Source organism: Bradyrhizobium sp. ma5, assembly GCF_042258955.1.
Taxonomy (GTDB): Bacteria; Pseudomonadota; Alphaproteobacteria; order Rhizobiales; family Xanthobacteraceae; genus Bradyrhizobium.
In genome coordinates this window covers 1,435,230-1,458,722 of the sequence record NZ_CP170156.1, presented here as the reverse complement: position 1 = coordinate 1,458,722, position 23,493 = coordinate 1,435,230, and the positions used below count along the sequence as shown (strand labels likewise).

At 65.4% G+C, this 23,493-nt stretch carries 28 protein-coding genes; 17 read left to right on the top strand and 11 right to left on the bottom strand.

What is annotated here, in order from left to right; translation table 11 throughout:
* Window positions 1-123: 123 nt before the first annotated feature.
* The 3 genes from ACE103_RS06765 to ACE103_RS06755 all read left to right on the top strand — a co-directional run bounded on the left by ACE103_RS06765 (window position 124) and on the right by ACE103_RS06755 (window position 2,720).
* Window positions 124-939 (top strand): PAS-domain containing protein, encoded by an 816-nt coding sequence (locus ACE103_RS06765; protein ID WP_375778805.1) that lies wholly within the window; start codon window positions 124-126, stop codon window positions 937-939.
* A gap of 102 nt (window positions 940-1,041) precedes the next feature.
* Window positions 1,042-1,503, top strand: coding sequence for a GNAT family N-acetyltransferase (locus tag ACE103_RS06760; protein ID WP_375778804.1), 462 nt, complete (start codon window positions 1,042-1,044; stop codon window positions 1,501-1,503).
* A gap of 275 nt (window positions 1,504-1,778) precedes the next feature.
* Complete coding sequence (locus tag ACE103_RS06755; protein WP_375778803.1) at window positions 1,779-2,720, top strand: aldo/keto reductase; 942 nt, start codon at window positions 1,779-1,781, stop codon at window positions 2,718-2,720.
* Between the two features lie 168 nt (window positions 2,721-2,888).
* On the opposite strand, the gene ACE103_RS06750 is transcribed toward ACE103_RS06755, so the two are convergent.
* Both ACE103_RS06750 and ACE103_RS06745 read right to left on the bottom strand, forming a co-directional pair.
* A complete protein-coding gene (locus tag ACE103_RS06750; RefSeq protein WP_375778802.1) occupies window positions 2,889-4,118 on the bottom strand; it encodes a DUF1501 domain-containing protein in 1,230 nt (409 codons plus the stop codon).
* Window positions 4,115-5,680: a DUF1800 domain-containing protein gene (locus ACE103_RS06745; protein ID WP_375778801.1), complete on the bottom strand. Its 1,566-nt coding sequence runs from the start codon at window positions 5,678-5,680 to the stop codon at window positions 4,115-4,117. Before ACE103_RS06745 ends, ACE103_RS06750 begins: the two co-directional genes overlap by 4 nt.
* Before the next feature lie 328 nt (window positions 5,681-6,008).
* Between ACE103_RS06745 and ACE103_RS06740 the strand changes: the two genes are divergently transcribed.
* On the top strand, window positions 6,009-6,683 hold the full coding sequence (locus ACE103_RS06740) for an HAD family hydrolase (RefSeq protein WP_375778800.1): 675 nt from the start codon (window positions 6,009-6,011) through the stop codon (window positions 6,681-6,683).
* Window positions 6,684-6,833: 150 nt separating this feature from the next.
* Window positions 6,834-7,568, top strand: a complete 735-nt coding sequence (locus ACE103_RS06735; RefSeq protein WP_375778799.1) for a hypothetical protein — start codon at window positions 6,834-6,836, stop codon at window positions 7,566-7,568.
* A 47-nt stretch (window positions 7,569-7,615) separates the two neighbouring features.
* On the opposite strand, the gene ACE103_RS06730 is transcribed toward ACE103_RS06735, so the two are convergent.
* Complete coding sequence (locus tag ACE103_RS06730) at window positions 7,616-8,212, bottom strand: TetR/AcrR family transcriptional regulator (protein WP_375778798.1); 597 nt, start codon at window positions 8,210-8,212, stop codon at window positions 7,616-7,618.
* Window positions 8,213-8,302: 90 nt separating this feature from the next.
* Here ACE103_RS06730 and ACE103_RS06725 point away from each other — a divergent pair, with 90 nt between their 5' ends.
* Window positions 8,303-9,094: a crotonase/enoyl-CoA hydratase family protein gene (locus tag ACE103_RS06725; RefSeq protein ID WP_375778797.1), complete on the top strand. Its 792-nt coding sequence runs from the start codon at window positions 8,303-8,305 to the stop codon at window positions 9,092-9,094.
* Window positions 9,095-9,249: 155 nt separating this feature from the next.
* Here the strand turns inward: ACE103_RS06725 and ACE103_RS06720 are convergent, their stop codons facing one another.
* Window positions 9,250-9,957, bottom strand: a complete 708-nt coding sequence (locus tag ACE103_RS06720; protein ID WP_176533494.1) for a glutathione S-transferase N-terminal domain-containing protein — start codon at window positions 9,955-9,957, stop codon at window positions 9,250-9,252.
* 220 nt (window positions 9,958-10,177) lie between these two features.
* Here ACE103_RS06720 and ACE103_RS06715 point away from each other — a divergent pair, with 220 nt between their 5' ends.
* Both ACE103_RS06715 and ACE103_RS06710 read left to right on the top strand, forming a co-directional pair.
* Complete coding sequence (locus tag ACE103_RS06715; protein ID WP_375778796.1) at window positions 10,178-11,293, top strand: MBL fold metallo-hydrolase; 1,116 nt, start codon at window positions 10,178-10,180, stop codon at window positions 11,291-11,293.
* Complete coding sequence (locus tag ACE103_RS06710) at window positions 11,290-11,925, top strand: SCO family protein (RefSeq protein WP_375778795.1); 636 nt, start codon at window positions 11,290-11,292, stop codon at window positions 11,923-11,925. Before ACE103_RS06715 ends, ACE103_RS06710 begins: the two co-directional genes overlap by 4 nt.
* A gap of 154 nt (window positions 11,926-12,079) precedes the next feature.
* Here the strand turns inward: ACE103_RS06710 and ACE103_RS06705 are convergent, their stop codons facing one another.
* Window positions 12,080-12,313 (bottom strand): hypothetical protein, encoded by a 234-nt coding sequence (locus tag ACE103_RS06705; protein WP_092117453.1) that lies wholly within the window; start codon window positions 12,311-12,313, stop codon window positions 12,080-12,082.
* A gap of 116 nt (window positions 12,314-12,429) precedes the next feature.
* Here ACE103_RS06705 and ACE103_RS06700 point away from each other — a divergent pair, with 116 nt between their 5' ends.
* Both ACE103_RS06700 and ACE103_RS06695 read left to right on the top strand, forming a co-directional pair.
* Complete coding sequence (locus ACE103_RS06700; RefSeq protein ID WP_375778794.1) at window positions 12,430-13,332, top strand: LysR substrate-binding domain-containing protein; 903 nt, start codon at window positions 12,430-12,432, stop codon at window positions 13,330-13,332.
* The gene (locus ACE103_RS06695) at window positions 13,325-14,545 is read left to right on the top strand and encodes an NAD(P)-binding domain-containing protein (RefSeq protein WP_375778793.1); all 1,221 of its coding nucleotides are present in this window, start codon (window positions 13,325-13,327) and stop codon (window positions 14,543-14,545) included. The genes ACE103_RS06700 and ACE103_RS06695 overlap by 8 nt, the downstream gene beginning before the upstream one ends.
* Here the strand turns inward: ACE103_RS06695 and ACE103_RS06690 are convergent.
* Window positions 14,489-14,893, bottom strand: coding sequence for a hypothetical protein (locus ACE103_RS06690; protein ID WP_375778792.1), 405 nt, complete (start codon window positions 14,891-14,893; stop codon window positions 14,489-14,491). The two genes, ACE103_RS06695 and ACE103_RS06690, sit on opposite strands and share 57 nt — an antisense overlap.
* Window positions 14,894-14,919: 26 nt before the next feature.
* Here ACE103_RS06690 and ACE103_RS06685 point away from each other — a divergent pair, with 26 nt between their 5' ends.
* The 3 genes from ACE103_RS06685 (at window position 14,920) to ACE103_RS06675 (ending at window position 18,571) form a co-directional block, all read left to right on the top strand.
* A complete protein-coding gene (locus ACE103_RS06685) occupies window positions 14,920-15,126 on the top strand; it encodes a zf-TFIIB domain-containing protein (protein WP_375778791.1) in 207 nt (68 codons plus the stop codon).
* 112 nt (window positions 15,127-15,238) lie between these two features.
* A complete protein-coding gene (gene uvrB, locus ACE103_RS06680; protein WP_375778790.1) occupies window positions 15,239-18,151 on the top strand; it encodes an excinuclease ABC subunit UvrB in 2,913 nt (970 codons plus the stop codon).
* 3 nt (window positions 18,152-18,154) lie between these two features.
* Window positions 18,155-18,571 (top strand): pyridoxamine 5'-phosphate oxidase family protein, encoded by a 417-nt coding sequence (locus tag ACE103_RS06675; RefSeq protein ID WP_223969759.1) that lies wholly within the window; start codon window positions 18,155-18,157, stop codon window positions 18,569-18,571.
* Between the two features lie 26 nt (window positions 18,572-18,597).
* Here ACE103_RS06675 and ACE103_RS06670 read toward each other — a convergent pair whose 3' ends face one another.
* The 5 genes from ACE103_RS06670 to ACE103_RS06650 form a co-directional block, all read right to left on the bottom strand.
* Entirely contained in the window at window positions 18,598-18,792 is a 195-nt protein-coding gene (locus ACE103_RS06670) for a hypothetical protein (protein WP_375778789.1), read from the bottom strand.
* Window positions 18,793-18,900: 108 nt separating this feature from the next.
* Window positions 18,901-19,401 carry a GNAT family N-acetyltransferase gene (locus tag ACE103_RS06665; RefSeq protein WP_375778788.1) on the bottom strand — a complete coding sequence of 167 codons (501 nt, stop codon included), beginning with the start codon at window positions 19,399-19,401 and terminating at the stop codon, window positions 18,901-18,903.
* A 37-nt stretch (window positions 19,402-19,438) separates the two neighbouring features.
* On the bottom strand, window positions 19,439-19,825 hold the full coding sequence (locus ACE103_RS06660) for a hypothetical protein (RefSeq protein ID WP_375778787.1): 387 nt from the start codon (window positions 19,823-19,825) through the stop codon (window positions 19,439-19,441).
* A gap of 363 nt (window positions 19,826-20,188) precedes the next feature.
* Window positions 20,189-20,380, bottom strand: a complete 192-nt coding sequence (locus tag ACE103_RS06655) for a hypothetical protein (protein ID WP_375778786.1) — start codon at window positions 20,378-20,380, stop codon at window positions 20,189-20,191.
* 70 nt (window positions 20,381-20,450) lie between these two features.
* Window positions 20,451-20,690 (bottom strand): hypothetical protein, encoded by a 240-nt coding sequence (locus ACE103_RS06650; protein ID WP_375778785.1) that lies wholly within the window; start codon window positions 20,688-20,690, stop codon window positions 20,451-20,453.
* Between the two features lie 142 nt (window positions 20,691-20,832).
* Here ACE103_RS06650 and ACE103_RS06645 point away from each other — a divergent pair, with 142 nt between their 5' ends.
* The 4 genes from ACE103_RS06645 to ACE103_RS06630 all read left to right on the top strand — a co-directional run bounded on the left by ACE103_RS06645 (window position 20,833) and on the right by ACE103_RS06630 (window position 23,433).
* Complete coding sequence (locus tag ACE103_RS06645) at window positions 20,833-21,666, top strand: hypothetical protein (protein ID WP_375778784.1); 834 nt, start codon at window positions 20,833-20,835, stop codon at window positions 21,664-21,666.
* 199 nt (window positions 21,667-21,865) lie between these two features.
* Window positions 21,866-22,309: a nuclear transport factor 2 family protein gene (locus ACE103_RS06640; RefSeq protein WP_223969767.1), complete on the top strand. Its 444-nt coding sequence runs from the start codon at window positions 21,866-21,868 to the stop codon at window positions 22,307-22,309.
* A 127-nt stretch (window positions 22,310-22,436) separates the two neighbouring features.
* A complete protein-coding gene (locus ACE103_RS06635; protein ID WP_298378539.1) occupies window positions 22,437-22,697 on the top strand; it encodes a hypothetical protein in 261 nt (86 codons plus the stop codon).
* A 301-nt stretch (window positions 22,698-22,998) separates the two neighbouring features.
* Window positions 22,999-23,433, top strand: coding sequence for a nuclear transport factor 2 family protein (locus tag ACE103_RS06630; protein WP_223969769.1), 435 nt, complete (start codon window positions 22,999-23,001; stop codon window positions 23,431-23,433).
* The last annotated feature ends 60 nt before the right edge of the window (window positions 23,434-23,493 follow it).

The following is a 23,493-nucleotide window of genomic DNA, read 5'->3' as shown; positions in this document are numbered from 1 at the left end:
AGCGAAAGCTGGTTCGGCCTCCGCAAGGCCCACTTAACGGTCGGGGCGGAAATTCCGGCGCCATTGCGGAGCTGTCGTCAAAATACCGCTTTATCGTTCGTTTGACAGATAGCGAGAACGCGCATGCGGCTTGATTGGCGTGCAATTTCAGGTCCGGCCCTGACGGCGATCACGGCGCTCGCCGCCTTCCTGATCGATCGCCTCCTTGTCCCCGTCCCCAATCCGGCGCCGCTGTTCGTCTGCATCGTGGCGCTCGCCAGCTCGATCAGCGGCATCGCCTCCGGGCTCGTCTCCGCTGCGATCGCGGTGGCCGCCTCGGCGCTGTTCTTCCTCGACCATCGCGCACTGCCCGGTTATGACGCGGCCGATGTCGCGCGGATGCTGATGCTGGCCGCGACCGCGGCCGGCACCGCCCTGATCACCGGAATGCTGCGGCAGAAATGGATCGACGCGTTTGCCGCGGACCAGCAGAATCACGCCACCTCGGCGCGGCTCGCCGCCGCGCTCGACCAGGTCGACATCGGCATCGTGCTGCTTGACGCCGACACCCGCGCCGAATTCATCAACCGCGCCTTCCGCGAATATTTCGCGCTCTCCGATGCGCAGGCCGACAGCAAGCCGCCGTTCGTCGCGCTGATGTATCATGGCCGCGATACCGGCGCCTACGAATTGCCGGAAGACGAGCTGAGCGCGTTCATCGCCGAGCGCATCGCGATGATGCGCTCGGGCGATTCCACGCCGATCAACCTCAATCTCGCCGACGGCCAGGTGCTACGCTTCAGTTGCACGGCGCTGCCCGACGGCGGCCGAATGCTGAGCTATACCCCGGTGACCGACCTCGTGCGGCACACCGACGATCCGGCGAAGGCCGACGAATATCGCGCGCAGCGCGCCGGGCGCGAACGCCATCTGGCGCGGCTGCTGCGCGCCGCCGAGTGAGGCGCGACCACGTCGGCAATTGATCCCACGCGAGAGCGACGTTAGAACCGTCGCGAGCGATGCGCAGACATCGTGCAACGCGGGATCATCCAAGGTTCGCTCATGTCCGACGACGTCACCATCCGCTTCGTCACGCGCGACGATTACGCCCAATGGCTTCCGCTATGGGACGGCTACAACGCCTTCTATGAACGTTCAGGACCGACCGCGCTCGCGCCCGAGATCACCGCGATGACGTGGCAGCGCTTCTTCGACGCCTACGAGCCGATGCATGCGCTGGTCGCCGACGCCGGCGGCAAGCTGCTCGGGCTGACGCACTATCTGTTACACCGCTCGACCACGGCGATCGCGCCAACGTGCTATTTGCAGGATCTCTTCACGAGTGAGGCCGCGCGCGGCAAGGGCGTCGGCCGCGCCTTGATCAACGGCGTCTACGCACAGGCGAAACTCGTTGGATCGCCGCGCGTCTACTGGCAGACGCATGAGACCAATCGCACCGCGATGCAGCTATATGACAAGGTCGCGGACAAGCCCGGCTTCGTCATCTATCGCAAGATCATCTGAGCGCGCCTGCGCGGCCTGTGGATGGCATGGAGATGTCACCGGCGCGTTACAAAGCCCGGCTAGGCTTCCGCGTGCGTAAGATCAGGCCCCCCGTCTCAGATCTCGCGCCCCGAGCGGTCCCCGTCAGTCGCCGCGTCTGACCGGGACCGCTTTTTTTCGACATTGCCATGCGTGATAGGTGCCTTGCGCGATCGGCGGCAGGGCCGCACCTTGCCGCCCCTTGGCATGCTTGTCACAATGCACCGCATCCCTCGCCTATCCCACAGGATTGTCTCATGGAAATTCGTAATCTCGGCGGCTCCGGCCTGCGCGTGTCCGCGGTCGGCATCGGCTGCAACAATTTCGGCCAGCGCACCGATCTGGAAACCTCGCGCAAGGTGATCCACAAGGCGATCGATCTCGGCATCACCCTGTTCGACACCGCGGACATCTATGCGGGGATGGGTGGCTCGGAGACGGTGCTCGGCACGGTGCTGGGCGATCGCCGCAAGGACATCGTGCTCGCCACCAAATTCTCCAAGCCGATGGCGACCGACGGCACCAAGCAGGGCGCCTCGCGGCGCTACATCATGTCCGCGGTCGAAGCGAGCCTCACCCGCCTGAAGACCGACTACATCGATCTCTACCAGCAGCACGATTATGATCCGCTGACCCCGATCGACGAGACGCTGCGCGCGCTCGACGATCTCGTGCGCCAAGGCAAGGTGCGCTACATCGGCAACTCGAACTTCCCGGCATGGCGGATCGCGGAGGCGGAATACGTCGCGCGCGAGCTGAACGTGAGCCGCTTCGTGTCTTGCCAGGACGAATACAGCCTCGCGGTGCGCGGCATCGAGAAGGACCTCTTGCCGGCGGCTCAAGCATACAATCTCGGCCTGCTGCCGTTCTTCCCGCTCGCGAGTGGACTTCTGACCGGGAAATATCAGCGCGGCACTGCTGCGCCCGCCGACACCCGCTTCGCCAAGGCGCCGGCCTTGAAGGACCGTTACGTCACGCCGCGCAACGAGGACATCGTCGAAAAGCTGCAGGCCTTCGCGCAGGAGCGTGGCCACACCATGCTCGAACTCGCCTTCTCCTGGCTCGCCGCCCGCCCGCAAGTCGCAAGCGTCATCGCCGGCGCGACGCGTCCCGAGCAGATCGAGCAGAATGTGAAGGCGATCGGCTGGAAGCTGAGTGCGGAGGAGATGGCAGAGATCGACCGAATTACGAAGGGGTAATTACTTGCGTCGTCCCGGCCTAGTACGCAATTGCGCACGGGGGCCGGGACCCATAACCACAAATGAGCGTGGTTGCGCTGCGCTGTGGCCCCAGCGTGTTCCGACAATCGAGTTCGGTGGCAATGGGTCCCGGCCTTCGCCGGGACGACACCGTGGTTGTGGTGAGCGCTAAGCCACCAGCCCCTTCATCGGCTTCACCGGGGCGCTGTCCGGGAACACGGCATCGGCCAGCACGCGCTCGCCGAGGCCGAACTGGTCGTGCAGCACGCCCTTGATCACGGCGCGCAGGTCAGTGGTCGGGGCGAGGTCGCGAGCCTGGTAGAGATTGGCCGGCTTGAGGCCCGGCCAGTCGGTGATCATGCGGCCGCCATTCACCGCGCCACCGGCAAGCAACGCGATGGTGCCGGTGCCGTGGTCGGTGCCCTCGGTGCCGTTGATGCGCGCGGTGCGGCCGAACTCGGTGGCGACCACGATCACGGTGTCGCGCCAGCGCGCACCGAGGCCGCTCTGAAATTCCGCCAGCGCGCTGTCGAGGCCGCCGAGCAGCTGCGCGAGGCGGCCGACCGGGCCACCTTCATTGGCATGGGTATCCCAACCGTCGAAGGCGAGCGCACCGATCCGCGGGCCGTCGTCAGCCGCCATCAGCTTGGCGGCACCGCGCGCCACCAGCCGCATCGCCGCGACGCCGCCACCGCCAGGCTGCGGCTTCATCTCGTTGCCCTGCGCCTGCTTCTCGAGCTGCAAGCCCTGGGTCAGCGCGCTTGCCAGCGTCGGATCGCGGTGCTGATAGAGATCGAGCAGCCGCATCGCGGTGTCGTCGGCGGCCTGCGGCAGCGCAGTCGGCGCCCAGCCGACGGTCGGCGCTGCGCCGCGCAACACCAGCGGCGTGGTCGGACCGACCGCGAGCGCGCTCGTCACCCGCTCGCCCTTTGGCAATGCTTCGAGTGCGCGATTGAGCCAGCCGGATTGCACCCGGCCGGGACCGGGGAAGCCGCTCTCCAGCACGTCCTGGCCGTCGAAATGCGAGCGATCGCGATAGGAGGTCGCAACGGCATGAACCACCGCCGCCTGCTTGGCGCGATACATCCGGGCGAATTCCGGCATCGCCGGATGCAGGCCGAAGAACGGATCGAGCATCACCGCCGCGTTCGGTCCATCGGCCCTCAGCGCGATCGCGCCGTGCAGGCCGGCATAATCGGGGTCGCCGATCGGGGCTACGGTGGCAAGGCCATCGAGGGCACCGCGCAGGATGATGGTGATGAAGCGCGGATCGCGGCCATCGGCGGCGCGCGCGAATTTCGGCAAATAGGCCCAGGCGGCAAACGAGGCGCCACCGAGCAGAAGCGCGCGCCGCGATGTCGCCTGCAGCATCAGGCTCTCGGAGCAATCCATGATCATCTCCTCTGGAATTCCGGCGACATCAGCAGCAGCGCCAGCGCCTGCTGCCGCGATTCCGCGCGCTCGATGGTGCGCCGCGTCTCGACCGAAGCGGCATCTGCCGCGATCAACTCGAGCAGGTCGCGCGGGTCGAACCGGTCGGCGAGCTGGGAGCCAAGCTGCGCCGAGATGTCGAGCCTGAGCTTGATGCCCTCAGGCGCCGCCCAGGCTGCAGCGGTATCCGGGAAACCGTTCGGCCCGGCCGGCGACCACAGCGGCTGGCCGAGCACATTGAGACCGTTAAGATAGCGGCCGGGATCTTCGGGATTACGCGCCAGCAGACGGCCGGAGGCGAGCAGGAATTCATAAGGTGAGCGCATCTTCGTCAGCGGCGCCTGCCACGCCTCGTTCGACTGAACGAGCGCGGTGGCCAGCGCCCTGAGATCACCGTCGGTTTTGGTGAAGGTGTCCTGCAGCTTCGCCACCAGCGCGGGCGGCGGATCGTCGGCAACGAAATGGCGGGCGAATTTGGTCGCAATGAACTTTGCGGTCGAGGGATGCCGCGCGATATCCGATAGCACCGCCTCGCCCTGCGCGAGGCCGGCCTGCGCATAGGTCTTGCCCAGCACCTGCTGCGGCCCGGGCTGATGCGCATTGGAATTGAACACGAAGCTGCCGGGCGCACCTAACTGGCCCTTGCGGCCGGCAAAGGTCCAGCCGGTGATGACGCGCGCCAGCGCCGTCACGTCGTCCTGGGTGTAGCCGCCGCCGACGCCGAGCGTATGCAGCTCCATGATCTCGCGCGCGAGGTTTTCGTTGAGGCCGCGGTTGCGGTTGATGCCAGCGCGCGACTCCGGACCCAGCGATTGCTGGTTGTCGAGGAAGAACAGCATCGCCGGATGCTGCTCGACGGTCTTCAGTATGTCTGAGAAACGACCAAGCACGTGCGGGCGGATCGCCTCGCGCTCGAACGAGCCGGCCCACATCCGCGCCAGCGCGCCCTTGTTGGCCGAGATGCAGAAGTGATTGGACCAGAACACCACCAGCCGCTCGACGAAACCGCAATCGGCGACCACGCCGCGCTGCAGCCGCGCCAGCGCCTCGGCGCGGAACGTCTTCTGGATGATGTTGAGCGGCTGCGCCGGCGGCTTGGGCGGACCGGCCACCGTCTGCATCGTCGGAGGCTGCATCGCCGCATTGGCGCTGTCGGCGAGCTGCGGCTGCATCGCCGGATCCTTCCCGGCGATTTCCTTGGCGGCAGTCGACAGCGACAGATTGCGCCGCTGCGGCTGCTTCGCGTCGGATCCCTGCGCCGGCGTCTCGCTCGCGCCTTGCTGCGCGACTTTCGCGGCGTTGCGCGCCTGCTGGATCTCGAACTGATAGTCGAACACCTGCTTGCCGAGCTCCGGGGTCGAGAGCAGGCCCGGCACTTCGAGCAGCGCGCCGTTCGGACGCGCCAGCTCCGTCAGCACGAAACCGCGCGGATCGGAGGCCGCGTTGGTGAAGTCGCCGGCCGCCCCGCCGCGGGCGCCGAATCCAAACCGGTTGAGGGCAATCAGCGCGGCTTGCGAATCACGGGCCATCAGAATTCCCTTAAACGATTCCCTTGACCGTCTATCCCGGCTATATCTGTTGCCCGGCATCATAGCGCGGCCCGGGATGAACCCGAGATTAATTCGCGCATTAAATCGCGGTTAGAATGGACCTCTCTTCACACGATCGTTCCGAACAAGCCTCACCGCGCCGGCTTGCCTGCACGGCCTGCGGCAGCGAATTTTCCTGCTCGCTCACGGGATCGTGCTGGTGTTCCGACGAAAGCTTCCGTCTGCCGATGCCGGCCGATGGCGGCGACTGCCTGTGCCCCGCCTGCTTGCGGAAACTGGCGGAACAGCAGATAGCGGTGAGCGCCACGTGAACGCACTCTGGACCGTCGACGCCGTCCTGCTCGACATGGACGGCACACTGCTCGACACCGAGAAGGTCTACTTCGACAGCCTGGTCGCAGCGCTCAACGCATGCGGCTACACCGACGGCGTCATCACGCTGTGCCATTCCATGGTCGGCCTCCCCGGCCCGGTCTGCGAGGCGATGCTGCGCGATCATTACGGCGCGGCGTTTCCGCTCGCCGAGGTCAATCAAGCATTCCTCGAACATCGCGATGAAATGATGCGCGCGGGCCTGCCGCTCAAATCAGGCACGCTTGCGCTGCTCGATGCCCTCGCCGCCTCGGAACGTCCGATGGCGATCGTCACCTCGTCGTCGCGCCGCTCCGCCGAACGCAATCTCACGCTCGCCGGAATCCGCGACCGCTTCGACACGCTGCTGACGCTCGACGACGTGACCCACGGCAAGCCGGACCCCGAGCTCTATCTAAAGGCGGCCGCGCAGCTTGGCGTGACGCCGCCGGCCTGCATCGCGGTGGAAGATTCCAACCACGGCGTCACGGCCGCCCACACCGCCGGCGCGATCACGCTGATGGTGCCCGACATGGCGCCGCCGACCGACGCGACGCGCGCGAAATGCGCAGCCGTGCTGCCGGACCTCAACGCGGTGCTGGCACTGCTGCAGGCGCGCGGCGCGCTTTAGCCGTCATTGCGAGCGAAGCGAAGCAATCCATCGTCCCGCATATGCGGAGCGATCGTGAGTGTGCATCTTGGCCTCAATTGCGTTACGGTTCAGATGCAGCGGGATAACCTTCGACTTTCGACTACGCCTTGTATGCGAGCGACATTTTCGATGATCAAGCGCGGCCTGTCAGTCTTCGATCCGCCTAACGACCTGCTCGACACCTCTGGGGTGACACCCAAGCTGGGTGAAGGCGAGCACGTTCTCTGGGTTGGCACGCCGGGATGGCTCAGCAGCTTCTTCTGCACAGCCTCATTTGTAACGGCGGGCGCTCTCGTTTTGGCGCTTATCGCCTACCACGGGATTTACTCACTAACGCCAGAACAATATGCCATTGATGGGCTCGTCAGGAAGCGGTGGATAGTTGTCGAAGCATTAGTCTTTTTTGCTTTCATACCTCAACTGATAGCGCTGCGCATGGGCGGAGCTTTTGTTTACGTTCTCACAACAAAGCGAATGATGGTCAGAGTAGACCAGACAAGGTTACTCGTCAGATTATTCAGGTACTTCAAAAGCGTCGTAGATGCGGATGGCTTCGCCGCATATGATTTGAGATACCTCAACGGTACCCGCGTCTATGCCGGCTTGTGGAGCTACGGAAATGTGAGCGTCCGGTACACCGTCGGCTCATTAGGCGAAGTCAGGGGCGACCTAAGCACATATGAGTCCAAACCATTCTTCTTTCGTGACCGCCGGTACGTAAAGGTATTCTACCGCAAGCTTGCCTGCTTTCATTTGGCCGAGACGTTTTGCAACGTGTACTTCGGGATCAAGGATGTGGGCAGGCTTGGTGATGTTCTGAATGATCAATGCGCGGCTCGTCTTGGGCGCTTCGCTCCCCGGTAACTTCAGCGAGACCGAACGTCAAACGACGAAAAGCGCGGTAGCCAATCCTAACTCCGTCTACGCCCCGACTTCCCCATCGCCGTCTCGATCAGCATGCGGGCAGCCTCACCGGCGGTTTCCATGTAGCTGGCGTCGCGATGCAGCAGCACCACGGCGAATGAGCCGTCCAGCAGCAGCAGGATCTGCCGCGCCAGCTTCAGCGGATCGGCGATCCCCTGCTCCGCGAAGGTCGCGCGCAGCCAGTCTTCGAACTTCTTCTTGTGCGCGGCGCCGATCCGGATCGCGGGATGGCCGGGCATGTTGGCAAGCTCGGCCGAGGTGCGCAGGAAACCGCAGCCTTTCCATTTCGGATGCCGCGCCGAGCGTGCGAGATTCCGGAAGATCGCCTCGACCTTCAGCGGCACACCGCCCTCGGCCTCCGCGAACCATTTTCGAAACAGCGCGAGATTGGGCTGGTCCCGCTCGGCAAGATAGGCAGCGACGAGGTCGTCCTTGCTCTTGAAGTGATAATACAGCGTACGCTTGGTGAGGCCGGCCTTGGCGGCGACCTCGTCGACGCTGACGCGGCGGATGCCTTCACTGTAAAACAGCGAATTCGCCGCCTGGACGATGCGCTCGCGGGTGGGCTCGGAGGGTCTGGGCATCCGTCGTATGTATACTCGCCAGTGAATATACACAAATTCCGGGAGCTTCTAGGGTCGGTCCCGCGAAACACCCATGCCGGAGACTGCACCATGTCCGCCCCCATCCTGCTCGCGATCGACGACGGGATCGCCCTGGTCACCCTGAACCGCCCCGCGCAGCTCAACGCGCTCAATTACCAGCTGATCGATCAGCTGATGGCGGCGCTCGACCGTATCGAGGGCGACGCCGGCGTGCGCGCCGTGATCCTGACCGGCGCCGGCGAACGCGCGTTCTCGGCGGGCGCCGACATCAAGGAGTTTTCCGAGAGCGTCAAACAGGGCGCCGCGGTCGCCGTGCGCGACTTCGTCCGCCGCGGTCAGGCCATGACCGCGCGGCTGGAGGCGTTCAAGAAGCCGGTCATTGCCGCAGTCAACGGGCTCGCCTTCGGCGGCGGCTGCGAGATCACGGAGGCGGTGCATCTCGCCATCGCCAGCGACCGTGCGCTGTTTGCAAAACCCGAGATCAAGCTCGGCATGCCCCCGACCTTCGGCGGCACACAGCGGCTGCCGCGGCTGGCGGGGCGCAAGCGCGCCCTAGAGCTGCTGCTATCAGGCGATCCGTTCCCGCCCGAGCACGCGCGCGAGATCGGCCTCGTCAACCGGCTCGTGCCGCACGATCAGTTGCTGACCGCCGCGCGCGAACTCGCCGGCCGCATCACCAGGCATTCGCCTGATGCGGTCGCCGGCACCATCACCGCGGTGACGCGCGGGCTCAACATGCCGATTGCCGAGGGCCTGCTGGTCGAGAGCGAGCAGTTCGGCGCGCTGGTGCCGAGCCACGATCTCGCCGAGGGGCTCGTGGCGTGGAAGGAGCGGCGACCGGCGAAGTATCTCGGGGCGTGAAAACCCGCTAGCGCTACATTCGTCATTGCGAGCCACCCGGTCGGCGCGAAGCGCCGCCGGATGACAGGCTCCGCGAAGCAATCCATCGACCCGCATGCGCGGAAAGATGGATTGCTTCGTCGCTTCGCTCCTCGCAATGACGGCGAGACTGCGCCCTACCGCACCACCGCCGCGGTCTGTCCGAACAGCAGCTTGCGCTCTTCCTCGGTGCGGATCGCGGGCTGGCCGAAATTCGGGTTGACCTCCTTCGCCTTGGCATAGGCGCGCTCGGTCGCCGGGCGTTTTCCGATCGTCTCCAGCCAGCGCTTCAGATGCGGGAAGTCGTCGATCTCCTGGCCCTGGTTCTTGTAGGGCACCACCCAGGGATAGCTCGCCATGTCGGCGATCGAATAGTCGCCGGCGATGAATTCGCGGTCGGCGAGCCGCTTGTTGAGCACGCCGTAGAGCCGGTTGGTCTCGTTGACATAGCGGTCGATCGCGTAAGGCAACTTCTCGACCGCGTAATTGCGGAAGTGATGGTTCTGCCCGGCCATCGGCCCGAGCCCGCCCATCTGCCAGAACGTCCACTGAATCGCGTCATAGCGGCCGTAGAGATCCGCAGGCAGGAATTTTCCGGTCTTCTCGGCGAGATAGAGCAGGATCGCACCGGATTCGAACAGAGAGATCGGCTTGCCACCGCCCTTCGGCGCGTGATCGACGATCGCTGGAATGCGGTTGTTAGGCGCGACCTGCAGGAAATCCGGCTTGAACTGATCGCCCTTGCCGATATTCACCGGGAAAACCTTGTATTCCAATCCGGTCTCTTCGAGGAACATCGTGATCTTGTGGCCGTTTGGCGTGGACCAATAGTGGAGATCGATCATGGGCGTGATCCTGCATTTCCAGGGATTGCTGACGCATCGGCGAGAAAGATGCGAATGCATGGAGTTGGGCGCATAACCGCACCCAAGTCAATGGCGGCGCATTGCGCCGCGCGCGAATGTGATCTGCAAACGACGCAAGCGCCCGATTGAGCTGCGTCCCGATAGCACCTAGGCTCCGTACCGTTCGCATCGAATAATTTTCGAAACTTGGGGGATAATAATGACACGGGATTTGGCACGACGTGATTTCCTGAAAGGCTCGGCGGCGATCGCCGGTGCCGCCGCCGCGGGCGCATTCTCCTGCGTCGAGATCGCGAGCGCCGCGCCGATCGAGGTGCCAACCGTCGACAAGCTGTCGATCCGCGTGCTGGTCGATTCCAGCTTCGACGCCTTCTTCAAGCCGAAACAGGCTAACGGCGTCTCGATCGCGCCGGCAGTGCGCGGCGCCGATTTCCGCAAATCGCTGCACAATGAATGGGGACTGTCGCTGTGGCTGGAATCGGAGGCCGCCGGCAGCCGGCGCAGCCTGATGCTCGACTACGGCTACACGCCCGAGGTGCTGCTCAACAACATGGAGCTGGTCGGCGTCGATCCCGCCAAGCTCGACGCGCTGATCGTGAGCCATGGGCACTACGACCATTTCGGCGGCCTCAACGGCTTCCTCGACAAATTCCGCGACAGACTGCCGGCTGACGTGAAACTCTATGCCGGCGGCGAGGACAATTTCTGCCACCGCGTCAGCGCGACGCCGACCAAGGGCCAGTTCGCCGATTTCGGCACGCTCGACCGCCGCCAGCTCGCCGCACAGCGCGTCACCACGGTGCTGTGCGAGACCCCGACCGTGATCGCGGGCCACGCGTTCACGACCGGCAAGATCACCCGCCGCAGCATCGAGCGTGTGCTGCCGCAGACCTGGGTCGAGTTCGGCATGAAGGACGGGCTCGGCTGCAACGCCAGCCACTATCTGCCGGCCGAGATGGAAGGCAAGATCGTGCCCGACGAGCACATCCACGAGCACGCGACCTGCTTCAATTTGAAGGATTTCGGCCTGGTCGTGATCTCGTCCTGTGGCCATGTCGGCATCGTCAATTCGGTCAAGCAGGCGCAGGAAGTCTCCGGCATCCAGAAGGTGCACGCGATCGTCGGCGGCTTCCATCTCGGACCGGCGCCGAAGGACTACCTCACCGAGGTCGTCGCCGAGATCAAGAAGCTCGACCCCGACGTGCTGATCCCGATGCATTGCTCCGGGCTCAACTTCGTGCAGGAGGCGACCGCGCAGATGGGCGACAAGGTGCTGGTCACGACAACCGGCAGCCGCCTCTCCTTCGGCATATGAACCGACCGATCCTGCGCGTTATTGCATGCGCCGGCGCCGGCTTGTGGCTGGCGCTGGCGTCCGCGCTGGCCGGCGATGCACCACAGCAAGCGACGCGTTCGGCCACCGAGATCATGGACATCCTGATGTGGAATCGGGAGCCGGTCGGCGGGCCGTTCGCGCTGACCGATCAGGCCGGCCGTGACCGCACCGACAGCGAGTTCCGCGGCAAGCTGATGCTGGTCTATTTCGGCTTCACCTATTGCCCCGACGTCTGCCCCACCGATCTGCAGGCGATCGCGCTCGCGCTCGACAAGCTCGGCCCCGACGGCGATCAGGTGCAACCAATCTTCATCACGGTCGATCCCGAGCGCGACACCGCAGCCCACCTCGCCGAGTACGTGCCGCTGTTTCACCCGCGGCTGATCGGGCTGACCGGCAGCGATGATGCGATCCGCAAGGTGGCGGATGCCTACAAGGTCTACTATGCCCGCGTGCCGCTGAAGGATGCCGGCGACTACACCGTCGATCACACCGCCTACATCTATCTGATGGACCGCGACGGCAATTACCTCGGCTTCTTCCCGCCGGGCACCTCGGCCGACCGCATGGTCGAGATCATCCGGCCACGGCTCGCCGGGCCGGCGCGCTAGTGCCGCAACGGGACTGCGCCCCCTCTCGCGATTGCGGGGAGGGTCGGCGTGGGGGTGTCGCCGCGAGTCGGAATCTTGATGTGGAAGCACCCCCACCCGCCGCGCTACGCGCGTCGGCCTCCCCCGCAAGCGGGCGAGGCAAAGAAAGACGGCCTCAATGCAGCCGCCCATGCGCGCGCAAAAAGGTCTCGCCGGTTTCCGTCACCATCACCCGCATGCCCTCGACCGAGGGACGGCGCGCGACATAGCCGCGATCGACCGCGTCTTCCCAGATCGTCAGCCGCGGACATGAGGTGCGCCAGACCTCGAGCACCTCGGCATAGGGCCGCGGCTCGCGCGCGACCCATTCCACGAGATCGAGCACCAAGGCGTCCGTGGTCTCAGTCATTTGGTCCTCGCCGGGGGTCAGCAGGGATTCAAAATCGTCTCCGGTATTTCTGCGCCGCTTGGCCTCCGCCGGCAAACTGAGTTATCTTGCCCTTGCATCAGTTTTCCTGAGGGTTCATGCGGCGGCTACTCTTTCTCAACGGCATCAAGGCATTCGAGGCGGCGGCGCGGACCGGCAGCTTCGCGGCCGCCGGCCAAGAGCTCAACGTCTCGGCCGCCGCGATCAGCCGGATGGTGCATCTCCTGGAAGAGCGGCTCGGCGTCGCACTGTTCGAGCGCAAGGCCAACCGCCTCGTCACCACGCAGGCAGGCCGCGCCTATCAGGGCGGGCTGACGCCGATCTTCGACGCGCTGGCGAGCCTCACCGCGCAGGTCACGGCCTCCGCGAGCGCGCGCGTGCTGACCGTCGGCGTCGGCCCGACGTTTGCGCTGAAATGGATGATCCCGCACCTCGCCGAGTTCCGCAAAGCGGAGCCCGACATCGAGGTGCGGATCACCACCGGCGGCATGGCGGTGCCGTTCGCCGACGACTGGAGCTGCGGCATCCAGCTCGGCGACGGCCAGTGGCCGGGCCTCGTTGCCGAGCCGCTGTTCGCCGCCGACCTGATGCCGGTGTGCACCGCGCGGCTCGCCAACGCCCTGAAGCGTCCCGCCGACCTCAAGGGACCGAGCCTGATCCGCGTCGCCCATTCGCCCGACGACTGGCCGTCCTGGCTGAAGGCCGCGGGCGTGCCGCGCCTGACGGCGCGCGGGCCGGAGTTCCAGTTCTACGGCCAGGCGCTGCAGGCAGCGAGCGATGGGCTCGGGATCGCGATGGGCATCCGGCCCTATATCGACGACGATCTCGCCGCCGGCCGGCTGGTCGCGCCGTTTGCGCTCAGCGTGCCGAAGGGCATGCGCTGGTACCTGGTCTATCGCGGCTTCCACGCCGAGCAGCGCGATTTCGCCGCGTTCCGGCGCTGGATCATCCGTGCCGCCGCGGAACCCGCCGCGCGCCGCAAGGGAGCGCGCAATGCGTGAGGAGACCATCGACACGCTGGTGATCGGCGGCGGCCAGGCCGGGCTCACCATGAGCCACCGGCTGAAGCAGTGCGGCATCGCCCATCTGGTGCTGGAGCGGCGGCGGATCGCCGAGCGTTGGCGCAGCGAACGCTGGGACGGCCTGATGTTCCAGTTTCCGAACTGGTCGGTGCGGCTGCCGGAGTTTGCGTTTCCGCACAGCGATCCCGACGGCTTCTCGGACACCGCATCGATCATCGCCTTCATCGAGGCCTACGCCGCCTTCGTCGCGCCGCCGATCCGCTGCGGCGTCGAGGTGACGAAGCTGCGCCGCGACGCCGATGGCTTCCTCGCCGAGATTGCCGACGGCAACATCGCCGCCCGCAACGTCGTCGTCGCCACCGGCCCGTATCAGCGGCCGCTGCAGCCCGACGTGCTGCGCGAGCAGCCCGGCCTGTTTCAGGTTCACGCCAGCGACTACAAAAATCCCGCGCAATTGCCTGATGGGGCGGTGCTGGTGATCGGCGCCGGCGCCTCGGGCGCGCAGATCACCGACGAGCTGGTGCGCGCCGGCCGCAATGTCTTCCTTTCGGTCGGACGCCACAACCGCCTGCCGCGCCGCTATCGCGGCCGCGACCTGTTCTGGTGGCTGGCCGAGATGGGCGTCGACGAGACGCCGGTCGAGCAGCGTGGCCCGTCCCGCCTGCTGCCGGTGATCTCGGGCGCCCATGGCGGCCACACCATCGATTTCCGCCGCTTCGCCGCTGACGGTGTGACGCTGCTCGGCCGCGTGGCGGCAGCGCGCGACGGCGTGCTCGAGATCGCGCCCGATCTCGCCGCCAACATTGCCAATGGCGATGCCTACTACGCGACATTCCTCGGGATCGTCGACGACTTCGTCGCGGCCCGCGGCCTCGATCAGCCCGACGATCCCTTGGCGCGGATCCGCCTGCCCGATCCGCCCCGCCTCACTGCGCCGCTTGATACCATCGACCTGCGCACCGAACGGATCAGCAGCGTGATCTGGGCCACCGGCTACGGCCTCGATCTGAACTGGATCGACATACCGGTGCTGGACGGCAATGGAGCACCACGACACCGCCACGGCGTCTCCGACGTGCCGGGCCTGTATTTTCTCGGCCTGCAATGGCTGTCGAAGATGAAATCCTCGTTCCTGTCAGGCGTCGGCGACGACGCGGCCGTGCTCGCCGATCACATCGCCGCCCGCGCCTAGCGGGTTGGTGCGGTTCACCTCAAGAAACCGTGTCAAAACAAAAAGCTGGAACTCCTCTGCTCCACGGAAATAAACCGCGCGACTTGTGATCTGGTTCACATAGGGCGCCTTTGCGCCCGTGCTTCCTATGAGAAGGGACATCCCGAGGTCGCGATGATTTACAGCGGTTTTGAGATCAAGTCGTTCGAGATGGGGAAGGGGCAATGGCACGCCAGGATTCAACGGGTCGATCAAAGGCCGGTCGTCATCGATGGCATGCCGTTTCCGATGCTCGACATCGGCTTTGCGTGGTCCGATCCGGATGCGGCGATCGACGACGCGAAGCGGACTATCGACCGGTTCCCACAACGGTATGGCATGACAATTCCGTCGGCGTGACCGGCAACGTCGTGGTCGCAGTCGTCCCGCAATGCGAGCCGGATCCGGTCTGGCCGGCGCAGGTCAGGACCAGCTGCCCGGAATGTGCCGCCCAACTCTCGCTGCTGCGCGTGATTCCCGGCCGCGCCGCCGAATACTGGACCACGCGCTGCGACGGCTGCGGCGGCATCCATCTCGACATCGTCGACCTGCCGCGGGCCTGAAATCCGCGAAAGCGCCGCCTGCTGACACCCTGCTGTCAGCAGCATCTCCTGCGCACCGATCCAGCCGCCGATTGCCCTTTTCTCGCCGCCGGACTCGTCCCATATTCCGGCCATGGCGAAGACACCGAACACTCCGAAAAAGCCCGGCAAATCCCCCAAATCCAAGGCACACCGGCCCGAAGTCCAACCGATCGGACCGGCGTTGGCCGAGCTGCTCAATCCCGCGATCAATCGCGGCGATGCCGGCATGGGTTCGGGCACCGGCTTGCAGCCGCCGCCGGACAATTCCTGGGACCGCCGCGCCGGCGGCGAGGCCGCCGCGCATCGCGCGCGGGCGTCGACGCGGGAGACCAGCGAGGACGTCGCCAGGCGCGACGCGTCCGGTCTCGAGGAAGCCCCGCAGGCCAACTACGGCACTTCGGCCACCATCCCGATGCTCGATCCGGAACTGGCGCGGCAGCTCGGCCTGCCGACCGCCGAGGACGATGACGAGGCGCTCGCCCGTCCGCCGCGCAGCAAGATGGAGGCGCTCGGCGTCAAGGCCACCGCCGACGCGCTGGAGAACCTGATCCGCGACGGCCGCCCGGAATTCCGCAGGGATGACGGCTCGATGCGGGTGTGGACCCCGCACCGGCCACCGCGCCCCGAGAAATCCGAAGGCGGCGTGCGGTTCGAGATCAAGTCGTCCTACGAGCCCAGGGGCGACCAGCCGACCGCGATCGCCGAGCTTGTCGAAGGCATCGCGCGCAACGATCGCACCCAGGTGCTGCTCGGCGTCACCGGCTCGGGCAAGACCTACACCATGGCCAAGGTGATCGAGGCGACGCAACGCCCGGCGCTGATCCTGGCGCCGAACAAGACGCTGGCCGCGCAGCTCTATGGCGAGTTCAAGAGCTTCTTCCCCGACAACGCCGTCGAGTATTTCGTCAGCTATTACGACTACTACCAGCCGGAAGCCTACGTCCCGCGCACCGACACCTATATCGAGAAGGATTCCTCGATCAACGAGCAGATCGACCGCATGCGCCACTCGGCGACGCGCGCGCTGCTCGAGCGCGACGACGTCATCATCGTCGCCTCGGTGTCGTGCATCTACGGTATCGGCTCGGTCGAGACCTATACCGCGATGACCTTCGCGCTGAAGAAGGGCGAGCGCATCGACCAGCGGCAGCTCATCGCCGACCTGGTCGCGCTGCAATACAAGCGCACCCAGGCCGATTTCACCCGCGGCACCTTCCGGGTCCGTGGCGACGTCATCGACATCTTCCCGGCGCACTATGAAGACCGCGCCTGGCGCGTGAACCTGTTCGGCGACACCATCGAGACCATCGAGGAGTTCGATCCGCTCACCGGCCACAAGCAGGACGAGCTCGAATTCATCAAGATGTACGCCAATTCGCACTATGTGACGCCGCGCCCGACCTTGGTGCAGGCGATCAAGTCGATCAAATCAGAATTGAAGATGCGGCTCGACCAGCTGAACGACCAGGGCCGCCTCTTGGAGGCGCAGCGGCTGGAGCAGCGCACCACCTTCGATCTCGAGATGATGGAAGCGACCGGAAGCTGCGCCGGCATCGAGAACTATTCGCGCTACCTCACCGGCCGCCGCCCCGGCGAGCCGCCGCCGACGCTGTTCGAATACGTGCCCGACAACGCGCTGGTGTTCGCCGACGAAAGCCACGTCACCGTGCCGCAGATCGGCGGCATGTTCCGCGGCGACTTCCGCCGCAAGGCAACGCTCGCCGAATACGGCTTCCGCCTGCCCTCCTGCATGGACAACCGCCCGCTCCGCTTCGAGGAATGGGACATGATGCGGCCGCAGTCGGTCGCGGTGTCGGCGACGCCGAGCGGCTGGGAGCTGAACGAGTCCGGCGGCGTGTTCGTCGAGCAGGTGATCCGCCCGACCGGCCTGATCGATCCGCCCGTCAATATTCGCCCCGCCCGCACCCAGGTCGACGACCTCGTCGGCGAGGTCCGCGCCACCGCGCAGGCCGGCTACCGCTCGCTGATCACGGTGCTGACCAAGCGCATGGCGGAGGACCTCACCGAATACCTGCATGAGCAGGGCATCCGCGTCCGCTACATGCACTCCGACATCGACACCATCGAGCGCATCGAGATCATCAGGGATCTCCGCCTCGGCGCGTTCGACGCGCTGGTTGGCATCAACCTGTTGCGCGAGGGCCTCGACATTCCCGAATGCGCGCTGGTCGCAATCCTCGATGCCGACAAGGAAGGTTTTCTGCGCAGCGAGACCTCGCTGATCCAGACCATCGGCCGTGCCGCGCGCAACGTCGACGGCAAGGTGATCCTCTATGCCGATCAGATGACCGGCTCGATGGAGCGCGCCATCGCCGAGACCAACCGCCGCCGCGAGAAGCAGGTCGAGTACAACGAGGCCCACGGCATTACGCCGGAGAGCGTCAAGAAGTCGATCGGCGACATCCTCAACTCGGTCTACGAGCGCGATCACGTGCTGGTCGAGATCGGCGACGGCGGCATGGCCGACGACGTGATCTCGATCGGGCACAATTTCGAAGCCGTCTTGAGCGACCTCGAAACGCGGATGCGCGAAGCCGCGGCAAATCTGAACTTCGAGGAAGCGGCGCGGCTGCGCGACGAGGTTAAGCGCCTGCGCGCCACCGAGATGGCCGTGGTCGACGATCCGACCGCCAAGCAGCGCAACGTGCAGAAGCAGGCCGGCGCCTATGCCGGCACCAGGAAATACGGCGATGCCGCCAACCTGCCGGTCGCCGCGCTGAAGAACAAGATCGCACAGACCTCGCTCAAGGCGAGCCGCGGCGGCAAGTCCGGCTCACGGGTGCACAAGCCAGATCTCGACGAGATGCACGGCCCGGAATCGCTGCCCTTCCGCCCGGACGGCGCGCTGCCGGCCAAACCGTTCGGCACCACCAGCCGCATCATCCAGCCGACCGACTCGCGGCAGTCGGGGCCGGAGTTCGGGCCGAGCCCGCGGAGCAGCGGTGGTGCTCCGGGCAAGCGCGGTCGGTGGAAGAAAAGGTAGACCATGACGCGCGCCGAGCTTCTCGCCTTCCTGCGGATGCATCGGCTTGCAGTGGTCAGCACGGTCCACGACGGCGCGCCGCAAGCCGCCGTCGTCGGCATCGCGGTCAGCGATGGGCTCGAGATCATCTTCGACACGCTGACCACCTCGCGCAAGTACCAGAACCTCCGCACCGATCCCCGCGCCGCGTTGGTGGTCGGATGGGACGCAGAGCAAACCGCGCAACTCGAGGGCGTCGCCGACTTTCCGACCGGCGCGGAGTTGGCCGCCTGCAAGCAGGTGTACTTCGCGGCGTGGCCCGACGGCCCGGAGCGCGAGGCATGGCCGAACATCGGCTATGTCCGCGTGCGGCCGACCTGGGTACGGTTCAGCGATTTTGGCGAGGCGCCGGCGCGGGTTGAGGAGATGCAGCTTGGTTGATCAGCCTATCGCATGACCGGCGAGCGCTATGGCTGGACGAAGAACACCACATAGAGCGCGAGGCCGATCGCCAGAAACGACGCCGCAACGGCAAACCAGTTGTACTTGATGCCGCGCGCGAAAATTGCGTTCTTCGCAAACCACAGGACAAGACCGATAAAGATCGCTGCGAAGATCTTGCCCCAGAACAACTTCAGAAGGTGTAGATCCGCGAATGACATCCTCGCCCCGGACGATGGCTTTCGCTGAAGCCGCAGGCTACTGCCGATACAGGTTGTTATCACGACAGGGGTTGTCATGGAAACGGAGGCCGCCGCAACGGCGCCAGATCACGCGACGTCGAATGCCGGATGATATCGCACGTCCCCCTTCGGCGGCTCGCCCTTCAGCACCAGCCGCTGAAAGTACGGGCTCGGCGTGCCGCCATAGGTCAGCGTGGGATCGCTGACGAAGCCGAAGCGGCTGTAGTAGGCGGGATCGCCGAGCAGGACGCAGCCGTCGGCATTCAGTGCCGCGAGGCGGGCAAGGCCCTCGCGGATCAGCACGCCGCCGATGCCCTGGCGTTGCAGGCCGGGCGCGACCGAGACCGGGCCGAGGCCGTACCAGCGGCCGGTCGCGCCGTCGATCTGAACCGGCGAGAACGCGACGTGACCGACGATGCGCCCGTCATCCGATGTCGCCAGCAGCGAGATGGTCAGCGCGCCGGCCTCGCGCAGCGCCGCAACGATGCGGGCTTCGGTGCCGCTGCTGTGCGGCGCTGTCGCGAATGCCGCCGCCGTGATCCGGCTGATCGCGGCGGCATCTTCATCGCGTTCGTCCCTGATCTGCATGCGCGCAGATAAGGCCGATCAACAGCGAAGCGCAAGCTTAGCCGACGCTGACGACCGCGACCGCCAGCAGCGACATCATGATCATCGTGGTCATGAGTTGCAGCGAGACGCCCGGCTGGCTCCGCCATTGTGCGATCTTCCCGGAGAACGACAGACTCGCGTCGAAGAACATCGGTGCGTGGATGTGCACGAAGCGCTTCGGGAATTTCACGGCAAGCCACGGCGTGATCGCGGCGTAGACCAGCGACGCCATCACGACGTAGATCGCGGCGCCATAGCGTTCGCCGACGATTTCCGGGGCGCCGAACATTTTCAGCATCAGCACGGCGGCGGCGAAGGTCGGCAGGCCCTGGAGGATGGCGGTGAGCGCAAAGCCTTCGAGCCGGTTCTGCGCGGAAGATTTCGGTGCAGCGATGGCGTTCATGGCGGCGATCCCTTCTCAATCGGGTGATCCGATGCCGCCACGCTAGCCGCGCGCCCTCGCTTGCGGCGTGATGCAGGTCACGGGGAAAGCGGGATCGCGGCGCGGCTACCCGTTATCTGGCCATGCGGTTGCAAGTTGATGGATTTCGCTGCGCTCTACCCATCCTACATGTCCGTTTGACATGTGCAGCGGAACTTCACCCACGTCGTCCCGGGCAAGCGCAGCGCGACCCGGGACCCATAACCACAAATGGCAATTGTTGCGCGACGCTGGGGCCACAGCCTCCTCAACAACGCAACCCTGTGGTTATGGGTCCCTGCTTTCGCAGGGACGACGGCGGAGTTTGCTGCGCGATCCGGAATTCTACCCCGACCGCCTGTTGCTGGTGTTCTGGATCAGGTTGCCGTGCGCGGCCTGCTCGCGGATGTTGTGCTTCTCGTCGTCGCGGTGGCCCTTGGTGGTGTCAAGGGGAACGCCGGGCGCGCTGCCGGGGCCCTTGTGGCTTTGGTTGGCGTCGGGAACGGGCTGGATGGTCTTGTTCATTGGCTTCGTCATCATCGTCTCCGTTGCGCAAGGAGACAACGCCGCCCGTGCGGGCGGCGTTCCGGAGATCTCGCAACTCGCCTTACAGCTTGTCCTGCTGCGCGGGCTGCGCCTGCTGCTGCTGGCGCTGGCGTTCCTGCTCCTTGGCGTGATGGCGGCCGTAGAGGCATCCGGCGGCCGCGCCGAGCATGCCGTGATGGCCGGCATAATGACCGGCGACACCGCCGACGACCGCGCCCTTGATGCAGCCCTTGGCGTCGGCGGGCGAGGTGGCGGCAATCGCGCTGACGGCAATGGCAAACGCGAGAAGAATGGATTTCATGATACGGCTCCAATGGAATTCTCAAGGCAGTAACGACCGAGCCGCCCCGCCGGTTCCCGCCGCTTCGCCGCAGAAATTCGCTGCGCGCCTGTCACGATCATGCTCTAAATGCCGCCGCATTGCGGACAGCGTCTTGAAGATCATGCGGACATCACACGTTGCTCTCCTCTCGGCCTTCATCCCGGCCCTTCTCGCGCCGGCACTCGGCGCGGCGATGCTGATCATACCGAGCCCGGCCCGCGCAGCGGACAACGACCGCGCGCTGGTCGCGACGTTCTGCGCCACCGCCAACATCAAGGGATCGACCTGCACGCGGGCGAAATCCTATCCCGACGGCCGTGCCTGCGACGTCAAGCTGACCCAGGAGCGCTACGCCGGCCGCTTCCTCGCCGCCGGCAATGCGCTGCTCGCCGTCAACTATGAAAGCGAATGCGAGCCGCACGCGACCGATTTCGGCGGTGTGGCGCTGTTCGAGCAGAACGGCACGGCCCATCGCTTCATCCGCTTCCTGCCCGGCGCGCAGGGCCACGACTGCATCGTCCTGGCCAAGGACGAGCAGCAGGACCTGCTGATCTGCACGGTCGGCCACATGGGCCAGGGCATTCTCGAAAGCGCGGTAGCGCGGATGCAGTTTAGCAAAAAATCCGGCAAGCGGATCGAGATCGCGCCCGACTTCCTGCTCAGGGCCGAGGATGCGGTCAACGCCTACGGCTCCAACGTCGTGATGTGCAACGAGGGCCCGAAATATTTCGGCCTCTCCAACCTCGCCGCCGGCCCGCGCCGCAACACTGTCGCGGTCGATGTCGATTATGCCGACGACGAGACCATCCGCACCGCCTGCGGCGAAGGCTTTCCGAAGCCGAAAGAGCTTTACCACGACCTCGCACCCGGCGAGGCCTTCGTGCCGCCGGGCTCCGAGAAGACGAAGCGGTTCACGATCGATCTTCTGACCGGCAACGCTGCGCCAGCGGAATAGGGGCCGCGCCGACGGAGTAAAGGCCGCGCCAACGAATGAGATGGCGCCGTGCGCATTTTGCGCCGCAATGCACGTTCCGGTTGTCGAACCTAATCGCGTCTCGTGCGTCAAAACATATGTTTGAGAGTGAAACGCTTCGGTTCACAATGCGGGCCAGGGCCAGTCAGAGGCGAGTCGGACTGAACCGGCGGAGTCGATCATGGGCGAGGATTTGAACCGGCAGCGCGTCTTGAACTTCCTCGACGTCTATTATGCCGGCGGCATCGAGGGCGCGCTCGATCGTTGCAGCGACGACGTCGCGTTTCTCGCCAACGCCCCGATCGACATTCTTCCGCATATGGGCCAGCACCGCGGCAAGGCCGCGCTGCGCCAGATGTGGACCACGATCCACGAGCGCTATTCCGACATGCGCTACGAGGCGCCGACGGTGGTGGCCGAAGGCGACAAGGTCGCGGCGCAGCTGCGGGTGTTCTTCCGCAAGCGCAACAACCGGCGCGTGGTGCAGTTCGATGTCGCGGTGTTCTACACGCTGCGCGACGGCAAGATCACCGAGATCCGCGAGATCATCGACACCTTCGACCTCGTCCAGCAGGTGCTGGAGCGCGACGTCGCGGCGGCGCTGACCGGGCAGAACGCGGAATAGCTCCCGGAAAGCCGGGCAACGCATGGCGACGCCCCCCGCCCCGCAAATTCGTCCCCGCCGACGTTGAACCTCGCAGGCCCGGCGCTGACCTATCACTGGGCTTGTTGCGGTCGGGGCTGAAATCACCATGAAAGTCGCATTGCTCGCTGTGCTTGGCCTTGCGCTGGGCGCCCTTGGCGGCGCCGCTCTCGGCATCGGAGCCGGGCTCACCTGGATCGGACTGGCCAAAACCTCAGGTCTCGACAGCGGAACGCTGGTGTTTTTCACCTTCATGCCGCTCGGCGCCGCGATCGGCGGCATCGGCGGCGCGCTGTTGTTCGCGGTGGTGGCGATCCACGACGCCGAGATCGTGATCGAACGGCAGCCGCTGCGGCAGCGCGACCGCTGAATTGCGGTGACCGGAGCGTTTTCGAGCGAAGCTTGCCCCGCACTTGATGCGGGGTGGACACGGGTTCGCGTGAAGAAAACCCGGTTCCGATCCCATCGGAGCCGGAACCGGGTTTTGCGGGCAGGCGGTCACATTCCGGTTAGGACCAGCGCAATTGTGCATTGCAAAAAAGTCATTTGCGTTTTGGCCGGGCCGCACTATTTCAGGCCGTAATAGTGACGTGCAGCAACCTGGCAGGGCGTCGGCCCTGATCGCCTGCCATTCGTTTGCTTTGAAAATCCAGTTTCAGGACGAGACCAAAATGACAGAGCACAGCCTCTGGCGTTTTTCGCGCGCATTGCATCGCGCGATCAACGAACGCCAGCTTGCAGACATCGAGCCGTTGCTCGATGACGAGGTCGAATGGGCCATCTACGGGCCGATCGACCTGTTTTCCTTTTTCGGCTCGCGCCGCGGCAAGGCCGCCGTGCTCGAGGTGATCAGGCAGATCGGCGAGAACCTGCGGGTTCACCGCTTCGATCGGGAGTCCATCATGCTGGGCGCGGATTCCGCGGCCTCGATGCTGCGCTATTCGCTGACGGCATTGGACTCCAACAAGCCGATCTCGCTCAGGATCGCGCATTTCGCGCAGTTCAAGTCCGGCAGGCTCACGAGCTTCCGCGTGCTGGTCGACAGTTTCGACCTGGTCGAGCAGACGGTCGGTTACCCGATCCATCTGCCGCGCATCGCGGTCTGACGGATCCCCGATTTCACGCCTTCGTCATGTCCGGGCTCGAGCGCGAAGCGCGTCTTCGCG

What these genes read in the sequence shown, in the direction of transcription:
- ACE103_RS06765 (WP_375778805.1), top strand. Translation starts at nt 124, where the DNA reads ATGCGGCTTGATTGGCGTGCAATTTCAGGTCCGGCCCTGACGGCGATC.
- ACE103_RS06760 (WP_375778804.1), top strand. Translation starts at nt 1,042, where the DNA reads ATGTCCGACGACGTCACCATCCGCTTCGTCACGCGCGACGATTACGCC.
- ACE103_RS06755 (WP_375778803.1), top strand. Translation starts at nt 1,779, where the DNA reads ATGGAAATTCGTAATCTCGGCGGCTCCGGCCTGCGCGTGTCCGCGGTC.
- ACE103_RS06750 (WP_375778802.1), bottom strand. Translation starts at nt 4,118, where the DNA reads ATGATCATGGATTGCTCCGAGAGCCTGATGCTGCAGGCGACATCGCGG.
- ACE103_RS06745 (WP_375778801.1), bottom strand. Translation starts at nt 5,680, where the DNA reads ATGGCCCGTGATTCGCAAGCCGCGCTGATTGCCCTCAACCGGTTTGGA.
- ACE103_RS06735 (WP_375778799.1), top strand. Translation starts at nt 6,834, where the DNA reads ATGATCAAGCGCGGCCTGTCAGTCTTCGATCCGCCTAACGACCTGCTC.
- ACE103_RS06730 (WP_375778798.1), bottom strand. Translation starts at nt 8,212, where the DNA reads ATGCCCAGACCCTCCGAGCCCACCCGCGAGCGCATCGTCCAGGCGGCG.
- ACE103_RS06725 (WP_375778797.1), top strand. Translation starts at nt 8,303, where the DNA reads ATGTCCGCCCCCATCCTGCTCGCGATCGACGACGGGATCGCCCTGGTC.
- ACE103_RS06720 (WP_176533494.1), bottom strand. Translation starts at nt 9,957, where the DNA reads ATGATCGATCTCCACTATTGGTCCACGCCAAACGGCCACAAGATCACG.
- ACE103_RS06715 (WP_375778796.1), top strand. Translation starts at nt 10,178, where the DNA reads ATGACACGGGATTTGGCACGACGTGATTTCCTGAAAGGCTCGGCGGCG.
- ACE103_RS06710 (WP_375778795.1), top strand. Translation starts at nt 11,290, where the DNA reads ATGAACCGACCGATCCTGCGCGTTATTGCATGCGCCGGCGCCGGCTTG.
- ACE103_RS06705 (WP_092117453.1), bottom strand. Translation starts at nt 12,313, where the DNA reads ATGACTGAGACCACGGACGCCTTGGTGCTCGATCTCGTGGAATGGGTC.
- ACE103_RS06700 (WP_375778794.1), top strand. Translation starts at nt 12,430, where the DNA reads ATGCGGCGGCTACTCTTTCTCAACGGCATCAAGGCATTCGAGGCGGCG.
- ACE103_RS06695 (WP_375778793.1), top strand. Translation starts at nt 13,325, where the DNA reads ATGCGTGAGGAGACCATCGACACGCTGGTGATCGGCGGCGGCCAGGCC.
- uvrB (WP_375778790.1), top strand. Translation starts at nt 15,239, where the DNA reads ATGGCGAAGACACCGAACACTCCGAAAAAGCCCGGCAAATCCCCCAAA.
- ACE103_RS06675 (WP_223969759.1), top strand. Translation starts at nt 18,155, where the DNA reads ATGACGCGCGCCGAGCTTCTCGCCTTCCTGCGGATGCATCGGCTTGCA.
- ACE103_RS06670 (WP_375778789.1), bottom strand. Translation starts at nt 18,792, where the DNA reads ATGTCATTCGCGGATCTACACCTTCTGAAGTTGTTCTGGGGCAAGATC.
- ACE103_RS06665 (WP_375778788.1), bottom strand. Translation starts at nt 19,401, where the DNA reads ATGCAGATCAGGGACGAACGCGATGAAGATGCCGCCGCGATCAGCCGG.
- ACE103_RS06660 (WP_375778787.1), bottom strand. Translation starts at nt 19,825, where the DNA reads ATGAACGCCATCGCTGCACCGAAATCTTCCGCGCAGAACCGGCTCGAA.
- ACE103_RS06655 (WP_375778786.1), bottom strand. Translation starts at nt 20,380, where the DNA reads ATGACGAAGCCAATGAACAAGACCATCCAGCCCGTTCCCGACGCCAAC.
- ACE103_RS06650 (WP_375778785.1), bottom strand. Translation starts at nt 20,690, where the DNA reads ATGAAATCCATTCTTCTCGCGTTTGCCATTGCCGTCAGCGCGATTGCC.
- ACE103_RS06645 (WP_375778784.1), top strand. Translation starts at nt 20,833, where the DNA reads ATGCGGACATCACACGTTGCTCTCCTCTCGGCCTTCATCCCGGCCCTT.
- ACE103_RS06640 (WP_223969767.1), top strand. Translation starts at nt 21,866, where the DNA reads ATGGGCGAGGATTTGAACCGGCAGCGCGTCTTGAACTTCCTCGACGTC.
- ACE103_RS06635 (WP_298378539.1), top strand. Translation starts at nt 22,437, where the DNA reads ATGAAAGTCGCATTGCTCGCTGTGCTTGGCCTTGCGCTGGGCGCCCTT.
- ACE103_RS06630 (WP_223969769.1), top strand. Translation starts at nt 22,999, where the DNA reads ATGACAGAGCACAGCCTCTGGCGTTTTTCGCGCGCATTGCATCGCGCG.